Here is a 17,460-nt window from a genome sequence, read left to right on the forward strand (position 1 = left end):
TGCATGGTAATAACCCGCCACAGCCCCATTTCGCGATTCATCTAGTATGCAACAGGCTCGGATTGCCTTCTCTTTCTCGAGCTAAGAAAGACATCTTAACCAAGCGCGCATTTCTAGCATTCGGATGCCCAGCATCGCTACGGGGCACCCGAACAATAGAATCAGAAATCCAGGTTCTCTACACTCAACGCATTCTGCTGAATGAACTCGCGGCGCGGTTCTACAGAATCACCCATCAGCTTGGTAAAGATGTCGTCGGCCTCGACCATGTCATTGACCCGCACCTGCAACAGGGTGCGCGCATCGGGATCCAGCGTGGTTTCCCACAGCTGTTCCGGGTTCATCTCGCCCAGACCCTTGTAGCGTTGCAGCGTCAGGCCCTTTTCGCCCTCGTCCAGGATCGCCTTGAGCAGGGTCAGCGGGCCGTGGATCGCCTGCGTCCGGTCGCGGCGCACCAACATCGCGGGCAGGGTATAGATCTCCTGCAGGCTGCGGGTAAAGCTGCCGGTCTTGCGCGCCTCGCCTGAGCGCAGCATCGGGCCGTCCAACGTCCGCACCTCTTCGACGCCGCGCAGGATGCGGGCCAGCCGGATACCGTGATCCTGAGTGATCCGGCCCAGCCAACCGCGCTCATACTCCAGCGCGATCAGGTCGAGCCGCGCGGCAACCTTGTCGGCCACACCTTGCAGGTCGGCGTCGACCGCTCCGGCGACAAAGGCACCGGCCACGGCGGCCTGTTCCAGGATATGGCGGGGATAATGGGTCGGGAAGGCGTCGAGCACGCGTTTCAGCTGCCGCGCCTCGTCCACCACTCGGGCCAGATCCTGGCCGACGATCTCTTCGCCATTGCCAAGCTTCAGTACCGCGCCCTCGACGCCCTGCTGGATCAGATAGTCATCCAGCGCCGCCTGATCCTTGAGATAGACCTCGGACTTGCCGCGCGCGACCTTGTATAGCGGCGGCTGCGCGATATAGAGATACCCGCCCTCGATCAATTCCGGCATCTGCCGGTAGAAGAAGGTGAGCAGCAGGGTGCGGATATGCGCGCCGTCGACATCAGCGTCGGTCATGATGACGATCTTGTGGTAGCGCAGCTTGTCGATGTTGAATTCATCCCGCCCGATACCGGTGCCCAGCGCCATCACCAGGTTGCCGATCTCCTGGCTGCCCAGCATCCGGTCGAACCGCGCCCTCTCCACGTTCAGGATCTTGCCCCGCAGAGGCAGCACCGCCTGCGTACGACGGTCGCGCCCGGTCTGGGCCGAGCCGCCGGCGCTGTCACCCTCGACCAGGAACACTTCGGTCTTGGACGGGTCCTTTTCAGAACAATCCTTGAGCTTGCCAGCGAGGTAGTTCACATCCATCGCTGTCTTGCGCCGGGTCAATTCACGCGCCTTTCGGGCGGCCTCGCGGGCCAGCGCGGCCTCGATGATCTTTCCGACGATCTGTTTGGCCTCGTTCGGGTTCTCCTCGAACCACTCGGCCAGTTTCTCGTTCACCAGGTTTTCGACCGCCGGACGCACCTCGGACGAGACAAGCTTGTCCTTGGTCTGGGATGAGAATTTCGGATCGGGTACCTTCACCGACAGCACACAGGTCAGCCCCTCGCGCGCATCATCACCGGTAAAGTTGATCTTCTCCTTTTTCGCAATGCCGCTTGATTGAGCATAGTTGTTGATGGTGCGCGTCAGGGCACCGCGAAAACCTGCGACATGGGTGCCGCCATCGCGCTGCGGGATGTTGTTGGTAAAGGGCAGTACCGTCTCGTGATAGCTGTCGTTCCACCACATCGCGATCTCGACGCCGATATCGTCGCGCTCGCCCTTGAAATAGATCGGCACCGGCATGACCGGCGTTTTCGAGCGGTCCAGATACTTGACAAACTCGCGCACGCCGCCTTCGTAGAACAGCTCGGTTTCCAGCCGCTCGGCCGGGCGCTCGTCGATCAGGATGATGCGCACGCCCGAGTTCAGGAAGGCCAGTTCGCGCAGGCGTTTTTCCAGCGTCTCGAACACATAGTCGAGGTTCGAGAATGTTGTGGTCGAGGCAAGGAAGCGAACCTCGGTCCCTGTGCGGTCGCCGCACTCTCCGACCACCCGCAGATGTTCGACCGTATCGCCCCGCTCGAACCGGGCGACATGCTCCTTGCCGTGGCGCCAGATACGCAATTCCAGCCAGTCGCTGAGCGCGTTCACCACCGAGACACCCACGCCGTGCAGACCGCCCGACACCTTGTAGGAGTTGCTGTCGAACTTGCCGCCCGCATGCAGCTGGGTCATGATCACCTCGGCGGCCGAGACCCCCTCTTCGGCGTGGATATCCACCGGAATCCCACGACCGTTATCGGCGACGGAAACGCTGCTGTCGGCGTGAATTTTAACCGTCACATGGTCGGCATGGCCCGCCAGCGCCTCGTCGATACCGTTATCGACGACCTCATACACCATGTGATGCAGGCCCGAACCGTCATCGGTGTCACCGATATACATCCCGGGCCGCTTGCGCACGGCCTCCAAGCCCTTGAGAACTTTGATGGAATCGGCACCGTACTCATTTCCGGGTTGCTCGATTTCGGACATTCGCGCCTTCCTTCGTATTTTTGTGATTTTATACGAAACCCGCAGGGGAATGTCACGGCCCGGGCCTGATTTTCAGCAATTGTTTCAGGCCGCTTTTGCACCCATCTGCGCGGCCTTGCGCAGCCACTTCTGGACCCGGTCGCCCTCGGCACCGGTGGCGGGGGCAAATGTCGAGAAGCGGGCCGGCTTGATCCCGACAAAACCCAGGATCTGACGGGCCAGAACTTTCTTGATCGCGTTCGAGTAAAACAGCCCCAACAACATCGCCGGCGTGTCCGATGTCATCAGCACCCGCGCCGTGCGCCCCTTGAGCAGCGGCGCTGGAACCCCCATGAAATTGGTGTTGCGAGTGTCGAAGGCCCGCCCCGGCAACAGTGAACGGTCGAACAGCCCCTTCAGCTTGGCCGGGATCGCCCCCCACCAGAGCGGCGTCGCCAGAACCACATGCTCGGCCCATTCCAGATCGGCCAGAAACGCCTCCAACTCGGGCTCCAGCGGTTTGGTGTTCTTGTACCCACCCTCGCCGTAATCCATGTCGAACCGCATCTGCGACAGATCGTGATAGCGCACTTGGTGGCCGCCCTCGCGTGCCGCGCTGGCATAGGCCTCGCACAGCGATTTCGACAGCGACGACTGACCCGGGTGACCGTTGAGAATGATGATTTTACGTGTGGACATTTTCCTGTTTCCTCTGCAAAAGTGACCTTGGTCAATTTAAATATACAGAAATTGACCAAGGTCAATATATATTTTTGACCCTGGTCATTTTTTTGAAAGGACAGCCATGGCCCGCCCACCGCAGAAACGCCGCCTGGAAACCCGCGCCCGCCTGCTGGCCGAAGCCGCGCGCTTGGTTGACGCTCAGGGATATGCCGGGTTGCGGGTCGAGGATGTGGTCGAGGCCGCCGGCGTTGCCAAGGGTACGCTGTTTTCGCATTTCAGCGACAAGGACGGATTGCTCGCCGTTCTGATCGGGGCCGAGGTGATGCGCCTCATCGACGAGATGGAGAACGCCGCCCCACCCGCCGATCTGCCGCAATTGATGGAACGTCTGGTGCCCCTGCTCGACTTTGTCGCCAGCGACCGGGTGATCTTTGATCTGTTGCTTCGCTATTCCGGCTCGACCGGGGCCGAGCGGGATGAGATTGTGACCCAGGGCTTTTACCGTCAGATCGACCTTTGGGCAGGTTGGATCGTGAGCATGCAAGCGGCGGGCACCGTTCGCGGCGATCATCCCCCTGCCCTTTTGGCCGAGGGCATTCAGGCCTTCCTCAACCAGGTTATCGCGATCCGCTTCTGTCAGGGCGGTCAGCCCACCGGCACGCCAGCCGAGGCGCTCTATCCCTTTCTGGCAGCTTGGCTGATCACGTAAAGGGCAGGATCAACCCGACCACGATCAGCATGCCACCCGCCATCAAGTTCATCCGCCTGAGCGCACGGGGCGAGCTCAACACCCGCCGCACCCGATCGACAAAAGCCGCCAGCATCAGATTGCCCACCAGCGGCACCACCTGCGACACCGCCACGATGGCAACGATATCGGTGGTGGTGACGTTCGCCAGATCGAAGAAACCCGGCAAGATTCCCATATAGAACAGCACCGCCTTGGGGTTGCCCAGGATCACCACCAGCCCCGCCAGAAACCCGGCCCAGATACCAGGCCGGGTCAACCGGTTGTCACTGGCGATGGTCCGATCTGCGTTGCGGATCGTGACGATCCCCAAGGTGACAAAGACCAGCACCGCAACCACCTTGAGCACCAGCGCAATCTGGGTCGAGGCAGCCGTGATCCAGCCGATACCCAGAACCGCCAGAACAGGCCATAGGCTGTCGCCCACCACCACGCCCAGCGTCAGCGGCCAGGCCGCCTGAAATCCGCCCGACAGGGTACGCGCCGTCAATGCCAGCCAGACCGGGCCAGGCGTCAGGAACAGTACGAAAACCGCCCCCGCATAAAGTGCCAGGTCGATTGCCGAAAGCGTCATGTTTCTACCATCTCCGATTCACCGTTATGCTCGACCAGCGCTATGGTCTGCGCTCGCGTGCCGAGTTCGGCAAACAGTTCAGGCCCGGTTCCGGTCATCCAGGCCTGCGCGCCCAGCGCACAGATCTCGTCATAAAGCGCCGCGCGGCGCCCCGCATCCAGATGGGCCGCGATCTCGTCCAAGAGCAACACCGGCGGTGATCCCACCTGTTCGGCCAACGCGCGTGCGTTGGCCAGGATCAGCGAAACTAGCAGCGCCTTTTGTTCGCCGGTCGAACAGTCGCTGGCGGGCACCCCCTTGGCGGCATAGACACCGTACAGATCGCTACGATGCGGCCCCACCAATGTGCGCCCTGCAGCCAGATCGCGAAACCGGCTCTCGGCCAATGCCTCGCGCAGATCGCTCTCGCTTTCGGGCAGCGCACCTTCGGTCTGGGTCAACTCAAGATCGGCGGTAGGAAAGGCGGTTTCGGCCTGGGTCTGCGCTGCGGCCAACGCGGTCAGGGCGCTCTGGCGCGCAGCGTGAATTCGGTGTCCAGCCGCCGCCATCTGGGTTTCCAGCGCCAGATACCAATGAGCGTCCCGCACCTGTTCGCGCAGCAGGCGATTGCGCTCGCGCATGGCCTTTTCATAGGTCAGTACAGCCTCGGCATGATCGGGCTCGAAACTCATGGTCATCCGGTCCAGAAAGCGCCGCCGTCCCTCTGGCCCCTCGATCCACAAACGGTCCATCGAGGGTACCAGCCAGACCATCCGCACCAACCGCCCCAGCGCCACCTGGCTGGCCGCCTTGTCGTCGATGCGCACCTGCCGCGCGGCGCCGCCCTCGGACCAGGTTTCGATCTCGTGGCGCTGATGCCCCGCGACAAGCTCGGCGCTCAGCTTCCAACCCAGCGCCTCGGGGCGCCGGGTCATCTCGGCGGCGCTGGCCCGGCGCATACCGCGCCCGGGCGAAAACATCGACACCGCCTCAAGAATGTTAGTCTTGCCCGCCCCGTTGGGCCCATGGATCGCCACGGGCCGCTCGTCCAGGTTGAGCCGCAGCAAGTGATGCGACCGGAAATGCGAGATCGTGATTGCGGTCAGGGCCAGTGCCATGACCCCTCCCTTCTTCTGTTCGAAAATACCTCCGCCGGAGGCATCGCGCGTCAGCGCGATCAGACGCGCATCGGCATGACCACGTAGACCGCGCTCTGATCATTGCCTTCGCGCATCAGGGTCGGATCCCCCGAGGAATTGAACAGGAACACCGCGTTTTCGCGATCCACCTGGCTGGCAATCTCCAGCAGGTACTTTGCGTTGAACCCGATCTCGAGCCGTTCGTCACCATAGGCAACAGCCAGTTCCTCTTCCGCAGCTCCACTATCAGGTGCATTCACCGACAGGACCAGTTTGTCTTCGTCCAGCTGCAGCTTGACCGCGCGCGAGCGCTCCGAGCTGACGGTAGCAACCCGGTCCACAGCCTTAGCGAACTCCGAGGCGTCCACCTCGAGCCGCCTTGTATTCCCCTGAGGGATAACACGGGTGTAGTCAGGAAATGTACCGTCGATCACCTTGGAGGTTAGCGTTATATCGGGTGTGGCAAAGCGGACCTTGGTCTCACTCACCGACACCGCGATATCCATCTCGTCATCGTCCAGCAGCTTGCGCAGCTCGCCCACGGTCTTGCGGGGCACGATCACGCCGGGCATGTCCGTCGCACCCGCCGGCAGATCGGCGTCGATCCGTGCCAGACGGTGGCCATCGGTAGCAACGCAGCGCAGCACCTTGCCGCCATCGCCATCGGCCACATGCATGTAGACACCGTTCAGGTAATACCGGGTCTCTTCCGTCGAGATGGCGAATTTGGACTTGTCGAACAGACGCCGCAGAACCGCAGCGTTGGCGGTGAAATTCGACTGGTACTCCGACGACGCCATCACCGGGAAATCCTCGCGCGGCAGAGTCGCCAGCGAGAAGTTCGAGCGACCGGCATCGACGGTCAACCGGCCAGCCGCCGCATCTGCGGTAAGGGTGACCAGCGCTCCGTCCGGCAGCTTGCGCACGATCTCGTGCAGCGTGGTGGCCGAAACGGTGGTGGCGCCAGGCCGTTCGATCATGGCAGGCGCCTTGTCGACCACTTCGATATCCAGATCGGTCGCGCGGAACTGTACCCCTTCGCCCTCGGCCTCGATCAGCACATTGGCAAGGATCGGGATCGTGTTCCGGCGCTCGACAACCGATTGCGCTTGCGCAACGGCCTTCAGCAGGGCGCCGCGTTCGATGCTGATCTTCATGTCCCTTCATCCTCCGAATGGGCCGGGAAGGGCAAACTAGCGGGTTCCCCCTTCGACACAAGGCTTTTTTGGTTTTCTCGGGCCTAACGCCAACAGCGTCAAGAGGGCGCCCCCAGATGGGACGCGATTATGGCATGGTTGCAATTCGGGAAAAGCGCTCGCGTAGCAGAAGCCCAATGGGCTTGCTGCGCGCACAGCGAAGTGCGGGATGGCCTTGCGGCCACCCCGCCTGGCCTCACGCCTCCAGCGCGCGACGCAGCATTTCGACGTCTTCGGCAATCTGACCGTCGGTCAACTTCAACTCTTCGATCCGCTTTACACCGTACATCACCGTGGTGTGGTCACGGCCGCCAAAGCGCCGCCCGATCTCGGGCAGTGACCGGCTGGTCAGCTGCTTGCACAGATACATCGCCACCTGACGCGGCCGTGCGTAAGAGCGCAAACGCTTAGGCCCAATGATATCGCTCAAACGGATATTGTAGTAATCTGAAACCTTGCGCTGGATCTCTTCGACCGTGATCTTGCGTTCCGAGGCGCGTAGGACATCCGCCAAACAATCCTGGGTCAGCTCCATGTCGATCTCGCGCCCAACCAGCGAGGCAAAGGCAAAGAGACGGGTCAGCGCCCCTTCGAGCACGCGCACATTGGTCGAGATTCGATGCGCCAGGAATTCCAGCACCCCATCCGCGATGACCAGATCGGGATAGGTGGTACGATACATCTGCACCTTGGTTTGCAGGATGCCCAAGCGCAGTTCGTAATCTGTGGGATGCAGATCCACCACCAAGCCGCATTGCAAACGCGATTTCACCCGGTCTTCGAGATCCTTGATCTCGCCCGGCGCGCGGTCGGCCGAAATGATGATCTGCTTGTTCTGGTCAACCAGCGCATTGAAAGTGTGAAAGAACTCTTCCTGAGTGCTGTCCTTGCCGGCAATGAACTGCACATCATCCACCATTAGAACATCGACCGAGCGGAACAGATGCTTGAAATCCATCATCCGGCGCTCGCGCAGCGCCTGTACGAAACGGTACATGAACTGTTCTGCCGACAGGTAGAGCACGTTCAACTCGGGGCACTTGGCCTTCAGCTCCCAGGCGATGGCATGCATCAGGTGGGTCTTACCCAGTCCTACCCCGCCATAAAGCACCAGTGGGTTAAACGTGACCGGCCCGCCCTCGGAAACCCGGCGCGCTGCCGCATGGGCCAGCTCGTTCGGTTTGCCAACCACGAAACTATCAAAGGTGAAGCGCGGGTCGAGCGGTGCGGCCTGCAACCCATCTAGCGGCTCGGAAATCTCGGCAAACCGCCGGGGGGACATTTCGGACGCAGCGGCAGGAATAGCGGCTGGCTTGGCTGTTTGCGCCGGGCGCGCCGGCAAATTCGCCGCCACACGAAACGCCAAACGCCGTGCGGGTTCGCCGGCATTGTTTAGCTCGTACAGGATAAGGTCAGAGAAGTTCTGGCTTACATAGTTTCCCATAAAATTGGTCGGGACCGTAAAGACCGCAACCCCATCCTCAAGCGCCTGAAACTCAAGCGGTTCGATCCAGGTCGTGAAATTGTTCTGCCCCACCGTCTTGAGCAATTTCTGACATAGCAATCCCCATTTTTCTTGTGTCATCCAGCGCCTCACGCCATCCCGTTATTTGGCCGACTTTCGGCCTTATTACCCATCATTTCTGAGCCATGCCTGGCCTCACGATCCACTTGTGCCGCACGTAACAAAAACAGTCGCCCCGAAAGGAACGCCAGTCATCCGACGAACAATTGTCATGCATAGCAACCTGGTCCCGGACTGCCCCGACAAGGCACAGCTCAAAACCAGATACCAACATAACACACTCAAATAGACAGGGTGGTAGCCCGAGCAGCTCGAACCCCACAGAGATCGAAAGCGATAGTGACAAAGCGCTTTCGACCATCTTCACAAAGCCCGATGCCCGTCGGACCGTGCTGAAGAGTGCCTGTCCCCCCAAGCGAGTGAATCGCTGAGACAGTGGTAGCAAGTCGGTCTGCGGAGCGGCAACGAAACTATGATGTTGACTCGGGATTCACCTGCAAAGAATCTCTTGCCGCCGCTGTAACGGGGCCTGGTTGCAACAGGCACGAAAAAAGGCGCTGCCATTGCAGCGCCTTCTTGAAAACCCCTTTTTGGGGGGATTCGGGGCCGTCTTAGCCCAGCGCTTTGACGCGCGAGGACAGGCGGGACATTTTGCGGGATGCAGTGTTCTTGTGGAACACACCCTTGCTGACGCCGCGCATCAGTTCGGGCTGAGCCGCGCGCAGAGCTGCGGTTGCCGCGTCCTTGTCGCCCGAGGCGATGGCCTCTTCGACTTTGCGCAGATAGGTGCGGATGCGCGAACGACGGGCTTTGTTGATGGCGAAGCGTTTTTCGTTCTGACGGGCACGCTTTGCTGCCTGGGGCGAATTTGCCATGTTTTCTGACCTTTATTCGGGTTCGGTTCTGTTCATGTCACGCAATGACGCCCCTCTCCCGGATCAGTCTCACCGGTGTGATTCTAGCCAGAGCGGGCCCCACGCGCATGTATGACGGCGGCATTTAGCGAAAAAGGCGGCAAAAGCCAAGCCCCCATCCGCCGAAACGCAAACAGGCGGGCATGCGCCCGCCTGCTGCACTGATTCCATAACGCGACGTCACTTGTCGCGAAACTGGGCGGCGCGTTTTTCCAGGAACGCGGCCATGCCCTCTTTCTGGTCCTCGGTGGCGAACATCGAATGGAATACGCGGCGCTCGAACAGCAGCCCCTCGCTCAGCGTGGTCTCGTAGGAGCGGTTGACCGCTTCCTTGACCGCAAAGGCGCTAATCATCGACTTCTCGGCAATCTTCTGGGCCGCGCTCAGCGCCTCCTCGACCAGCTTCTTGGCAGGCACCACGCGACTGACCAGCCCGGCGCGCTCGGCCTCTTCGGCATCCATGAAGCGCCCGGTCAGATTCAGGTCCATCGACTTGGACTTGCCCACCAGCCGGGTCAGGCGCTGGGTGCCGCCAATACCGGCGATCACGCCCAGATTTATCTCGGGCTGGCCGAACTTGGCGGTGTCCGCCGCAATGATGAAATCGCACAGCATCGCCAGTTCACAGCCACCGCCCAGCGCGTAACCCGCCACTGCCGCGATGATCGGCTTGCGGATGGCGCTGACGCGGTCATTGGCGGCCGCGAACAGGTTCTCGCTATACACCTCGACATACGTCTTCTCAGACATCTCGCGGATATCGGCCCCGGCGGCAAACGCCTTGTCGCTGCCGGTGATCACGATGCAACGCACCTTGTCATTGCCATCGGCCTCTTCCAGCGCGGTGCAAAGCTCGCCCAACAATTGCGTGTTGAGCGCGTTCAGCGCATCGGGACGGTTCAGCCTGATCAGGGCTACGTGGTCTTCAACTTCGACGATGATCGTCTCAAAGGCCATGGGGCTTTCGCTCTCGGTTGTTCCGTTTCGAAACGATTCCTTATCATGGGCGAGAGATGGTTCAAGTTATCTTTGGCATTGCGCGCAGTAGAAGGATGAGCGACCCGACTGGGTGATTCTCTGCACCGTGCCGCCGCAACCCGGACGGCGACAGGGTTCCCCCTCGCGCCCGTAGACGTCGAAACTGTGCTGAAAATATCCAAGCTCGCCATCGGCTTGCCGAAAATCCTTCAGCGAGGATCCACCCGCTTCAATCGCCTCGGTCAGCACCTGACGGATGATTGGCACCAGCGCGGCCACACGGACGGCAGCGATCTGTCCCGCCTTGCGACGCGGCGACACCCCAGCGCGGAACAGCGCCTCGCAGACATAGATATTTCCTAGCCCCGCGACGATTCTCTGATCCAGCAGGGCGGATTTGGCTGGGGTGTTCTTGCCCTTGAACGCGGCAATCAGGTGGTTTTCGTGGAAATCGTTGCCCAACGGCTCAGGTCCCAGCACCATCAACAGCTTGTGATCTTCGGCGGTCGCGGTCGGCATCAGGTCCATCGCGCCGAACCGGCGCGGGTCGTTGAAGGTGATGCGGGCACCGTTGTCCATGTGAAACACCACATGGTCATGTTTCTGCGCCTCAGGGTGGGTGTGCACGAACTGCCCCAGCGGATCGCCCGAGACGGTCATCCGCCCCGACATGCCCAGATGGATCAACAGCGTCTCGCCCCCCGACAGATCGGCCAGGATGTATTTCGATCGCCGCCGCAAGCGTTCCACCCGCTGACCGGTCAGCCGCTCGGCCATCCGCGCAGGAAAGGGCCAGCGCAGGTCGGGCCGGTTGACCTCGGCCCGCGCGATCACCGCCCCCTCCATCGCGGGGGCCAATCCGCGCCGCACGGTCTCGACCTCGGGCAATTCAGGCATTAGACGCTCCTCATCCAAAGGGCCGCATTGTGCCCCGGTCTCAGCGCCCTATAAGAAGGGGCGAAATGCGAGGAACGGCAAGACCCATGTCCGACACATCCGACAAGACCACCCATTTCGGCTTTGAAACCGTGCCCGAGCATGAAAAGGCGGGACGGGTACAGGGCGTGTTCGGCTCGGTCGCCTCGAAATACGATGTCATGAACGATGTGATGTCGATGGGCATCCACCGGGTCTGGAAAGACGCGATGATGGACTGGCTGGCGCCGCGCCCGGGCCAGCGGCTCTTGGATGTGGCGGGGGGGACCGGCGATATCTCTTTCCGGTTCCTGAAACGCGCGGGCCATGGCCATGCCACCGTTCTGGATCTGACCGAGCCGATGCTGGTCGAAGGCCGCAAACGGGCCGAGGCCGAGCGCATGGCCGACAGTCTCGACTGGGTGGTGGGCGACGCCATGGCGCTGCCGTTCGAGGATAACACGTTCGACGTCTACACCATCTCTTTCGGCATCCGGAACGTGACCCGCCCACAAGAGGCCCTGAACGAGGCTTACCGCGTGCTGCGCCCCGGTGGACGCCTGATGGTGCTGGAGTTCAGCCAGTTGCCCAATGACGGGCTGCAAAAGCTCTATGACCTTTACAGTTTCAACGTGATCCCGCGCATGGGTCAGCTGATCGCCAATGACAGCGCCAGCTATCAGTATCTGGTGGAATCGATCCGCAACTTCCCCGATCAGGAAACGTTCCTGGGCATGGTCAAGGCGGCGGGTTTCGGCAATGCCAAGTACCGCAACCTGAGCATGGGCATCGCCGCGCTGCATTCCGGCTGGAAGATCTGATCCATGCGCGGCCCCCACAATATCATCCGCCTGATCCGCACGGGCGCCACGCTGGAGCGCAACGGCGCCATGGGCGCGGTGCTGGATGCGTTTGACGCGCCGCGCCCGCTGCGCATTCTGGCCCGCGCGCTGGGCAAACCGTTCCAGTGGCTGGGCTTCAAGGGCGACCCCAGCCTGCCGCCCGCCACCCGCGCGCTGATGGCGATGGGACCGGCCTATATCAAGTTCGGTCAGGTGCTTTCGACCCGGCCCGACGTGGTGGGCCAAGTTCTGGCCGATCAACTGCGCGTGTTGCAGGATCAATTGCCGCCCTTTCCCCGCGCCACCGCCATGCGCGAGGTGGAGCGGGAACTGGGCCGCCCCTTGCCCGAGATGTTCAGCGAATTCAGCGAGCCGATCGCGGCGGCGTCCATCGCCCAGGTGCACCGGGCGCGTCTGGCCGACAGCGGCGAGGATGTGGCGGTCAAGGTGCTGCGCCCTGGCATCGAGCGCGCCTTTCGCAAGGATGTGGACGCGTTCTATTTCGCCGCCCGCATCGTCGACCTTTTCGCCCCAGGTGCCCGTCGCCTGCGCCCGATCGAGGTGATCGAGCATTTCGATGGCGTGGTGCGCGGAGAGCTTGATCTGCGGCTGGAAAGTGCCGCCGCCTCGGAATTCGCCGACAACACCAAGGGGGATGCCGGGTTCCGCCTACCGCCGGTGCGCTGGTCGCTCTCGGCGCGACGGGTGATGACGCTGGGCTGGGCCGATGGCGTGCCGCTGGGTGACAATGCCGCGCTGGACGCCGCCGGACACAACCGGCGCGATCTTGGCGAACGGGTGCTGCGCCTGTTCCTGCTGCACGCGCTGCGCGATGGCTATTTCCATGCCGACATGCATCAGGGCAACCTGAAGGTCGCCGCCGATGGCGATATCATCGCCTATGACTTCGGCATCATGGGTCATATCGACGAATATACCCGCCGGGTCTATGCCGAGATCCTGTTCGGCTTCATCCGCCGCGATTACAAGCGCGTGGCCGAGGTGCATTTCGAGGCCGGTTACGTGCCCGCCACCCAGGATGTCGACGAATTCGCCCGCGCCTTGCGCGCGGTGGGCGAGCCGATCTTTGGCATGGATGCGACCCATATCTCGATGGGCCGGCTGCTGAGCTACCTCTTCGAGGTCACCGAACGGTTCGGCATGGAAACCCGGACCGAGCTGATCCTGCTGCAACGTACCATGGTCGTGGTCGAAGGCGTGGCCCGTTCGCTCGACCCGCATATCAACATCTGGGAGGTCGCCCGCCCGGTGGTCGAGGATTACATCAAGCAATCCATCGGACCGCGCGCGGTGCTGGCCGATCTGGGCAAGACCGCGCTGGTGGTGGCCCGCTTCGGCCCGCGCCTGCCCGATCTGGTCGAACGGGCGCTGGTGGCGCAGTCGCAACCGGGTCTGGACGAGAAACCGGGCCGCAGCGCAGCGTTCTGGCCTGCCCTGGGTGGCGCGCTGATCGGTGGCGGCGTGGTGCTGCTGGCGAGCCTGCTCATGTGAGCGAGTGACAGGCGACGCCATCGTGCTAGGCTGCACCCATGGCTCGCACCAATCCACATCGCCCCTTTACCCCCGATCCCGAACAGGCGGCCCTTGCGCCCGAGATCAGCGGCAATGACATCAACGGGCTGGGCGAAACAGCGTTTCGCCGCCCGCGCATGGTCTATTGGGCACCCGATCCGGGCGACATCCCCCACGGGCCGCTGCAACACTATTTCTACCGGCAATCGGCAAAAGAGCCTGACTTTGCCACCAGACGTGCCGCCCGCCAGACGGTGCTGGACGCCCCCCTGCCTCCACTGGCCGGCACCGCCGCCATTCGCGCGCCCGCGGACTGGACCGCCGCGCTGGCGCAATTCGTGGACAGCGGCGCCTGCGACCTGACCGGCGTTGCTGAGATGAACCCCGACTGGGTCTTCGAAGGCCACGAAATAACGCAATCCCGCGTCATCATGATCGGCGTGGCCCATGATTACGACGCCATCGCCACCGCGCCCAAGCCAAGCGCCGGGCTTGAGGTTATGACGCAATATACTCGCGCCGCACAGGCCGCCAAAACCATCGCCGGATGGCTTCGCCTGCAAGGCTGGCAGGCCGAGCCGCTGACCGGCCCGATGACCGGCGCGCTGGCGATGATCCCGCCCGCGCTGGCCTGTGGCTTTGGCGAGTTGGGCAAGCACGGGTCCATCATCAACCCCGATCTCGGCGCCTCGTTCCGCCTGTCGGCGGTGCTGACCGATGCGCCTTTTGCTCCAACGCCGGCGCAGGATCACGGTATCGACGGCTATTGCCAGAACTGCCGCATCTGTCAGGACGCCTGCCCGCCCGAGGCGCTGTTCGCGGACAAGCAGACCGTGCGCGGCGCGCGCAAATGGTATGTCGATTTCGACAAATGCCTGCCCTTCTTCAACCAGACCCATGGCTGCGCCATCTGTATCGCCGAATGCCCCTGGTCGCGTCCGGGCATCGGCCCGAACCTGGCCGCGAAGCTGGCCCGGAAACGAGAAAGGGACGCGACCGGCTGATCGCGCCCCTGCTTCATTTCGCCCAAAATACTCCGGGGGTCTGGGGGCAGCGCCCCCAGCCTCTCGGCTCAGAGCCGCTCGATGGCGATGGCGATGCCCTGACCGCCGCCGATGCACATGGTGATCAGCCCCTTGGACCCGCCCGTACGCTCCAGTTCATAGAGCGTTTTCAGCGTGATGATCGCACCGGTCGCGCCGACCGGGTGACCCAGCGCAATCGCGCCACCATTGGGGTTCACCTTGGCCGCATCCAGACCCAGTTCCTTGTTCACCGCCAGTGCCTGGGCGGCAAAGGCCTCGTTCGATTCGATCACGTCGAGATCACCGATGCTCAGGCCGGTGCGGGCCAGCAGGTTCTGCACCGCCGGAACCGGGCCGATGCCCATCACCTCGGGGCGGACACCGGCATGGGCATAGCCCAGAATGCGGGCCTTGGGCTTCAGCCCGGCCTTTTCCGCCGCATCCGCCGTGGCCAGCACCATCGCCGCCGCACCGTCGTTGATGCCGCTGGCGTTGCCCGCCGTCACCCGGCCATCCTTCTTGAACACCGGCTTCAGCCCGGCCAGCACCTCGACCGAGGTCGCCTTGGGGTGCTCGTCGACCTTGAAATCGACCATGTCGCGCTTGACCTTGACCTGCACCGGCGTGATCTGGCCATCGAAATGCCCCGCCGCAATGGCTGCGGCCGCGCGCTCCTGCGAAGTCATGGCGAACTGGTCCATCTGCTCGCGGCTGATCTGGTGTTCATCGGCGACATTCTCAGCGGTCACACCCATATGTCCGGTACCAAACGGGCAGTTCAGCGCGCCCAGCATCATGTCGAGCGATTTGACGTCGCCCATCTTGGCGCCCCAGCGGGCCTGGGTCATGATGAACGGGCTGCGCGACATGCTTTCGGCACCACCGGCCACGGCAAACTCCGCATCCCCCAGCATCAGCGACTGCACCGCCGAAACGATGGCCTGCGCACCGGACCCGCACAGGCGGTTCACGTTCATCGCGGGCGTGCCGTTCGGGATACCCGCCTGCATCGCGGCAACCCGGCTCAGATACATGTCGCGGGGTTCGGTATTGATCACATGGCCGAACACCACATGGCCGATCTGGGCGCCGTCGACGCCCGAACGTTCCAGCGCCGCCTCGGTCACGACGGTGGCCAAGTCGATGGGCGCAGTCGAGGCCAGCGCCCCACCAAAAGTGCCGATGGCGGTGCGGGCACCGTCCAGAATCACGATATCGGTCATGTTATCCTCCTCAGGGTTTCGCCCATTATGCACCCGCAGCATGGTTTGTCGCCTGAGACGTGTCGTCATTTTGTCGCGCCAGTCGGTCCCGACTTCACGGGCCGGGATGGTCCCCGCCCCAAAGGCGCGGCGCGTCTTTTTCCAGCAGGCATCTCTCGATCTCGTCCAGGCGGCGCAAGGCAGCACCGATGCCTCCGCCATGACGGCGCAACTCCTTGAACCAGACGCGTTCTGCCGATCGGACCGACCAGCACAAGGCGGCCTGGCGCAGCCAACCGCGCAGGTCCGGCGGCAACCGGTCGAACCGGCGCATTGGTGACGCCTTGTGACGGCGCAGTGTTGTCGAGATATTTCGCGGCATCAGGATGGGTATAATGTTATAACATTGCATCCTCTAATATCATGCCCGCAGATTGACAATCCACAACAGCAGGCGCAGAGATTCCGTCATGACGGAAAACCCCGACGATATCCTGAACCGCCTGCCCGCGCGCCTGAAAGAGGCGCGTCGTGCACAGGGTCTTTCGCTTGAGGCGGTCGCCAATCTCAGCGGCGTCTCGCGCTCTATGGTCAGCCAGATCGAACGGGGTGAAAGCAGCCCGACCATCGCCACGCTGTGGAACCTGACGCGCGCGCTTCAGGTCGATTTCGCGGGCCTGCTCGAGGCCGCCGAGGCCGCCGACCGTATCGACACCCTGCGCGCCTCCGAGGTGCCCAGCATTGACAATATGGGCCAGGGTTGCCGCATCCGCATCCTGTCCCCGCCCGAGGATGCCGGCGGGCACGAGGTCTATGACATCAGCTTCAAGCCCGGTGGCACGCTGAACAGCCAGCCCCATGCGCGCGGCACCCGCGAACAGCTGACCGTGCTCGATGGCGCAGTGCGTGTAACCTCGGGCGCCGCGATACAGGATCTGGGCCCGGGCGATACCGCGCGCTATGCCGCTGACATTCCACACAAGATCAGCGCCACCGGCGACGGACCGGCGCGGGTGTTCCTGATCGTCAAGACCGCCTGAGCGCCACGCAGGCGCGGGTCAGCCGCGCTCCAACTCCTCGACCGTCATCAGGGGAAAGAAGCTTCCCGAGGACCACAGGCCGAACCAGCCATCCTCGACCGCGCCCAGATCCATCAGCCGATAGAAACTCTTGCGGTCGATCAGCGCCTCAAGCCCCGTGCGGATATGAACATAAGGCGCGGGTTCCCCGGTCGCGGGGTCCTGCGCCATCCGGATCGGGTTGCCTGCCCCCGCCACCGCGCTGTCGCCCATATGGGTGGTAAAGGTCAGCACCTGATCGCGCCCCTGCCCAGCCGCCTCGACATCCACTGCAACAAAAGGCGCGTCATCGACGCGAATCCCGACCTTTTCGACCGGGGTGACCAGATAGTACCGGTCCTCTTCACGCTTCAGGATCGACGAGAACAGCCGCACCATGGCCGGCCGGTTGATCGGCGTGCCCTGATAGAACCACGTCCCGTCCCGCGCGATGCGCATGTCGATATCGCCGTTGAACGGCGGGTTCCACAGATGCACCGGGGCCGGCCCCTTGGATTTGATCGCCCGGGCCGAGGCAAGAAGGCCGTCTGCCGAAGGTTTCACAGGCTTTTGTCCGCTCATTGTTTTTG

17 protein-coding genes are annotated in these 17,460 nt (G+C 62.6%); 5 read left to right on the plus strand and 12 right to left on the minus strand.

The window, feature by feature from the left end; translation table 11 throughout:
• Window positions 1–161: 161 nt before the first annotated feature.
• The gene (gene gyrB, locus AC2FNY_RS09305; protein ID WP_496802267.1) at window positions 162–2,579 is read right to left on the minus strand and encodes a DNA topoisomerase (ATP-hydrolyzing) subunit B; all 2,418 of its coding nucleotides are present in this window, start codon (window positions 2,577–2,579) and stop codon (window positions 162–164) included.
• Window positions 2,580–2,663: 84 nt separating this feature from the next.
• On the minus strand, window positions 2,664–3,257 hold the full coding sequence (locus tag AC2FNY_RS09310) for an NAD(P)H-dependent oxidoreductase (protein WP_496802268.1): 594 nt from the start codon (window positions 3,255–3,257) through the stop codon (window positions 2,664–2,666).
• Between the two features lie 106 nt (window positions 3,258–3,363).
• On the opposite strand from AC2FNY_RS09310, the gene AC2FNY_RS09315 reads away from it, so the two are divergent.
• Window positions 3,364–3,951 (plus strand): TetR/AcrR family transcriptional regulator, encoded by a 588-nt coding sequence (locus AC2FNY_RS09315; protein WP_234140382.1) that lies wholly within the window; start codon window positions 3,364–3,366, stop codon window positions 3,949–3,951.
• Here AC2FNY_RS09315 and AC2FNY_RS09320 read toward each other — a convergent pair.
• The 7 genes from AC2FNY_RS09320 to mutM form a co-directional block, all read right to left on the minus strand.
• Complete coding sequence (locus AC2FNY_RS09320) at window positions 3,944–4,564, minus strand: LysE family translocator (protein WP_496802269.1); 621 nt, start codon at window positions 4,562–4,564, stop codon at window positions 3,944–3,946. The two genes, AC2FNY_RS09315 and AC2FNY_RS09320, sit on opposite strands and share 8 nt — an antisense overlap.
• Entirely contained in the window at window positions 4,561–5,661 is a 1,101-nt protein-coding gene (recF, locus tag AC2FNY_RS09325) for a DNA replication/repair protein RecF (RefSeq protein WP_496802270.1), read from the minus strand. Before recF ends, AC2FNY_RS09320 begins: the two co-directional genes overlap by 4 nt.
• Window positions 5,662–5,720: 59 nt before the next feature.
• Entirely contained in the window at window positions 5,721–6,839 is a 1,119-nt protein-coding gene (dnaN, locus tag AC2FNY_RS09330) for a DNA polymerase III subunit beta (protein ID WP_234140379.1), read from the minus strand.
• A 235-nt stretch (window positions 6,840–7,074) separates the two neighbouring features.
• Window positions 7,075–8,463, minus strand: a complete 1,389-nt coding sequence (gene dnaA / locus AC2FNY_RS09335) for a chromosomal replication initiator protein DnaA (RefSeq protein ID WP_234140377.1) — start codon at window positions 8,461–8,463, stop codon at window positions 7,075–7,077.
• Window positions 8,464–9,014: 551 nt separating this feature from the next.
• Window positions 9,015–9,278, minus strand: a complete 264-nt coding sequence (gene rpsT, locus AC2FNY_RS09340) for a 30S ribosomal protein S20 (protein ID WP_234140376.1) — start codon at window positions 9,276–9,278, stop codon at window positions 9,015–9,017.
• A gap of 219 nt (window positions 9,279–9,497) precedes the next feature.
• Window positions 9,498–10,274, minus strand: a complete 777-nt coding sequence (gene acuK / locus AC2FNY_RS09345; protein ID WP_234140375.1) for an acryloyl-CoA hydratase — start codon at window positions 10,272–10,274, stop codon at window positions 9,498–9,500.
• Window positions 10,275–10,340: 66 nt separating this feature from the next.
• Window positions 10,341–11,192, minus strand: a complete 852-nt coding sequence (gene mutM, locus AC2FNY_RS09350; RefSeq protein ID WP_496802271.1) for a bifunctional DNA-formamidopyrimidine glycosylase/DNA-(apurinic or apyrimidinic site) lyase — start codon at window positions 11,190–11,192, stop codon at window positions 10,341–10,343.
• An 86-nt stretch (window positions 11,193–11,278) separates the two neighbouring features.
• Here mutM and ubiE point away from each other — a divergent pair, with 86 nt between their 5' ends.
• The 3 genes from ubiE to AC2FNY_RS09365 are packed head-to-tail and all read left to right on the plus strand — an operon-like array spanning window position 11,279 to window position 14,589.
• On the plus strand, window positions 11,279–12,031 hold the full coding sequence (ubiE, locus tag AC2FNY_RS09355) for a bifunctional demethylmenaquinone methyltransferase/2-methoxy-6-polyprenyl-1,4-benzoquinol methylase UbiE (protein WP_496802272.1): 753 nt from the start codon (window positions 11,279–11,281) through the stop codon (window positions 12,029–12,031).
• A gap of 3 nt (window positions 12,032–12,034) precedes the next feature.
• Window positions 12,035–13,564: a 2-polyprenylphenol 6-hydroxylase gene (gene ubiB / locus AC2FNY_RS09360; protein ID WP_496802273.1), complete on the plus strand. Its 1,530-nt coding sequence runs from the start codon at window positions 12,035–12,037 to the stop codon at window positions 13,562–13,564.
• A gap of 38 nt (window positions 13,565–13,602) precedes the next feature.
• Complete coding sequence (locus AC2FNY_RS09365; protein WP_496802274.1) at window positions 13,603–14,589, plus strand: 4Fe-4S dicluster domain-containing protein; 987 nt, start codon at window positions 13,603–13,605, stop codon at window positions 14,587–14,589.
• Window positions 14,590–14,657: 68 nt separating this feature from the next.
• Here the strand turns inward: AC2FNY_RS09365 and AC2FNY_RS09370 are convergent, their stop codons facing one another.
• On the minus strand, window positions 14,658–15,833 hold the full coding sequence (locus AC2FNY_RS09370; RefSeq protein ID WP_496802275.1) for an acetyl-CoA C-acyltransferase family protein: 1,176 nt from the start codon (window positions 15,831–15,833) through the stop codon (window positions 14,658–14,660).
• 94 nt (window positions 15,834–15,927) lie between these two features.
• Window positions 15,928–16,224 (minus strand): DUF6525 family protein, encoded by a 297-nt coding sequence (locus tag AC2FNY_RS09375; RefSeq protein ID WP_496802276.1) that lies wholly within the window; start codon window positions 16,222–16,224, stop codon window positions 15,928–15,930.
• A 58-nt stretch (window positions 16,225–16,282) separates the two neighbouring features.
• Here AC2FNY_RS09375 and AC2FNY_RS09380 point away from each other — a divergent pair, with 58 nt between their 5' ends.
• Complete coding sequence (locus AC2FNY_RS09380; RefSeq protein ID WP_234140365.1) at window positions 16,283–16,852, plus strand: XRE family transcriptional regulator; 570 nt, start codon at window positions 16,283–16,285, stop codon at window positions 16,850–16,852.
• Between the two features lie 18 nt (window positions 16,853–16,870).
• Here AC2FNY_RS09380 and AC2FNY_RS09385 read toward each other — a convergent pair whose 3' ends face one another.
• A complete protein-coding gene (locus AC2FNY_RS09385) occupies window positions 16,871–17,452 on the minus strand; it encodes a DUF1285 domain-containing protein (RefSeq protein ID WP_496802277.1) in 582 nt (193 codons plus the stop codon).
• Between the last annotated feature and the right edge of the window lie 8 nt (window positions 17,453–17,460).

This window comes from Ruegeria sp. BHSC223 (assembly GCF_059613025.1).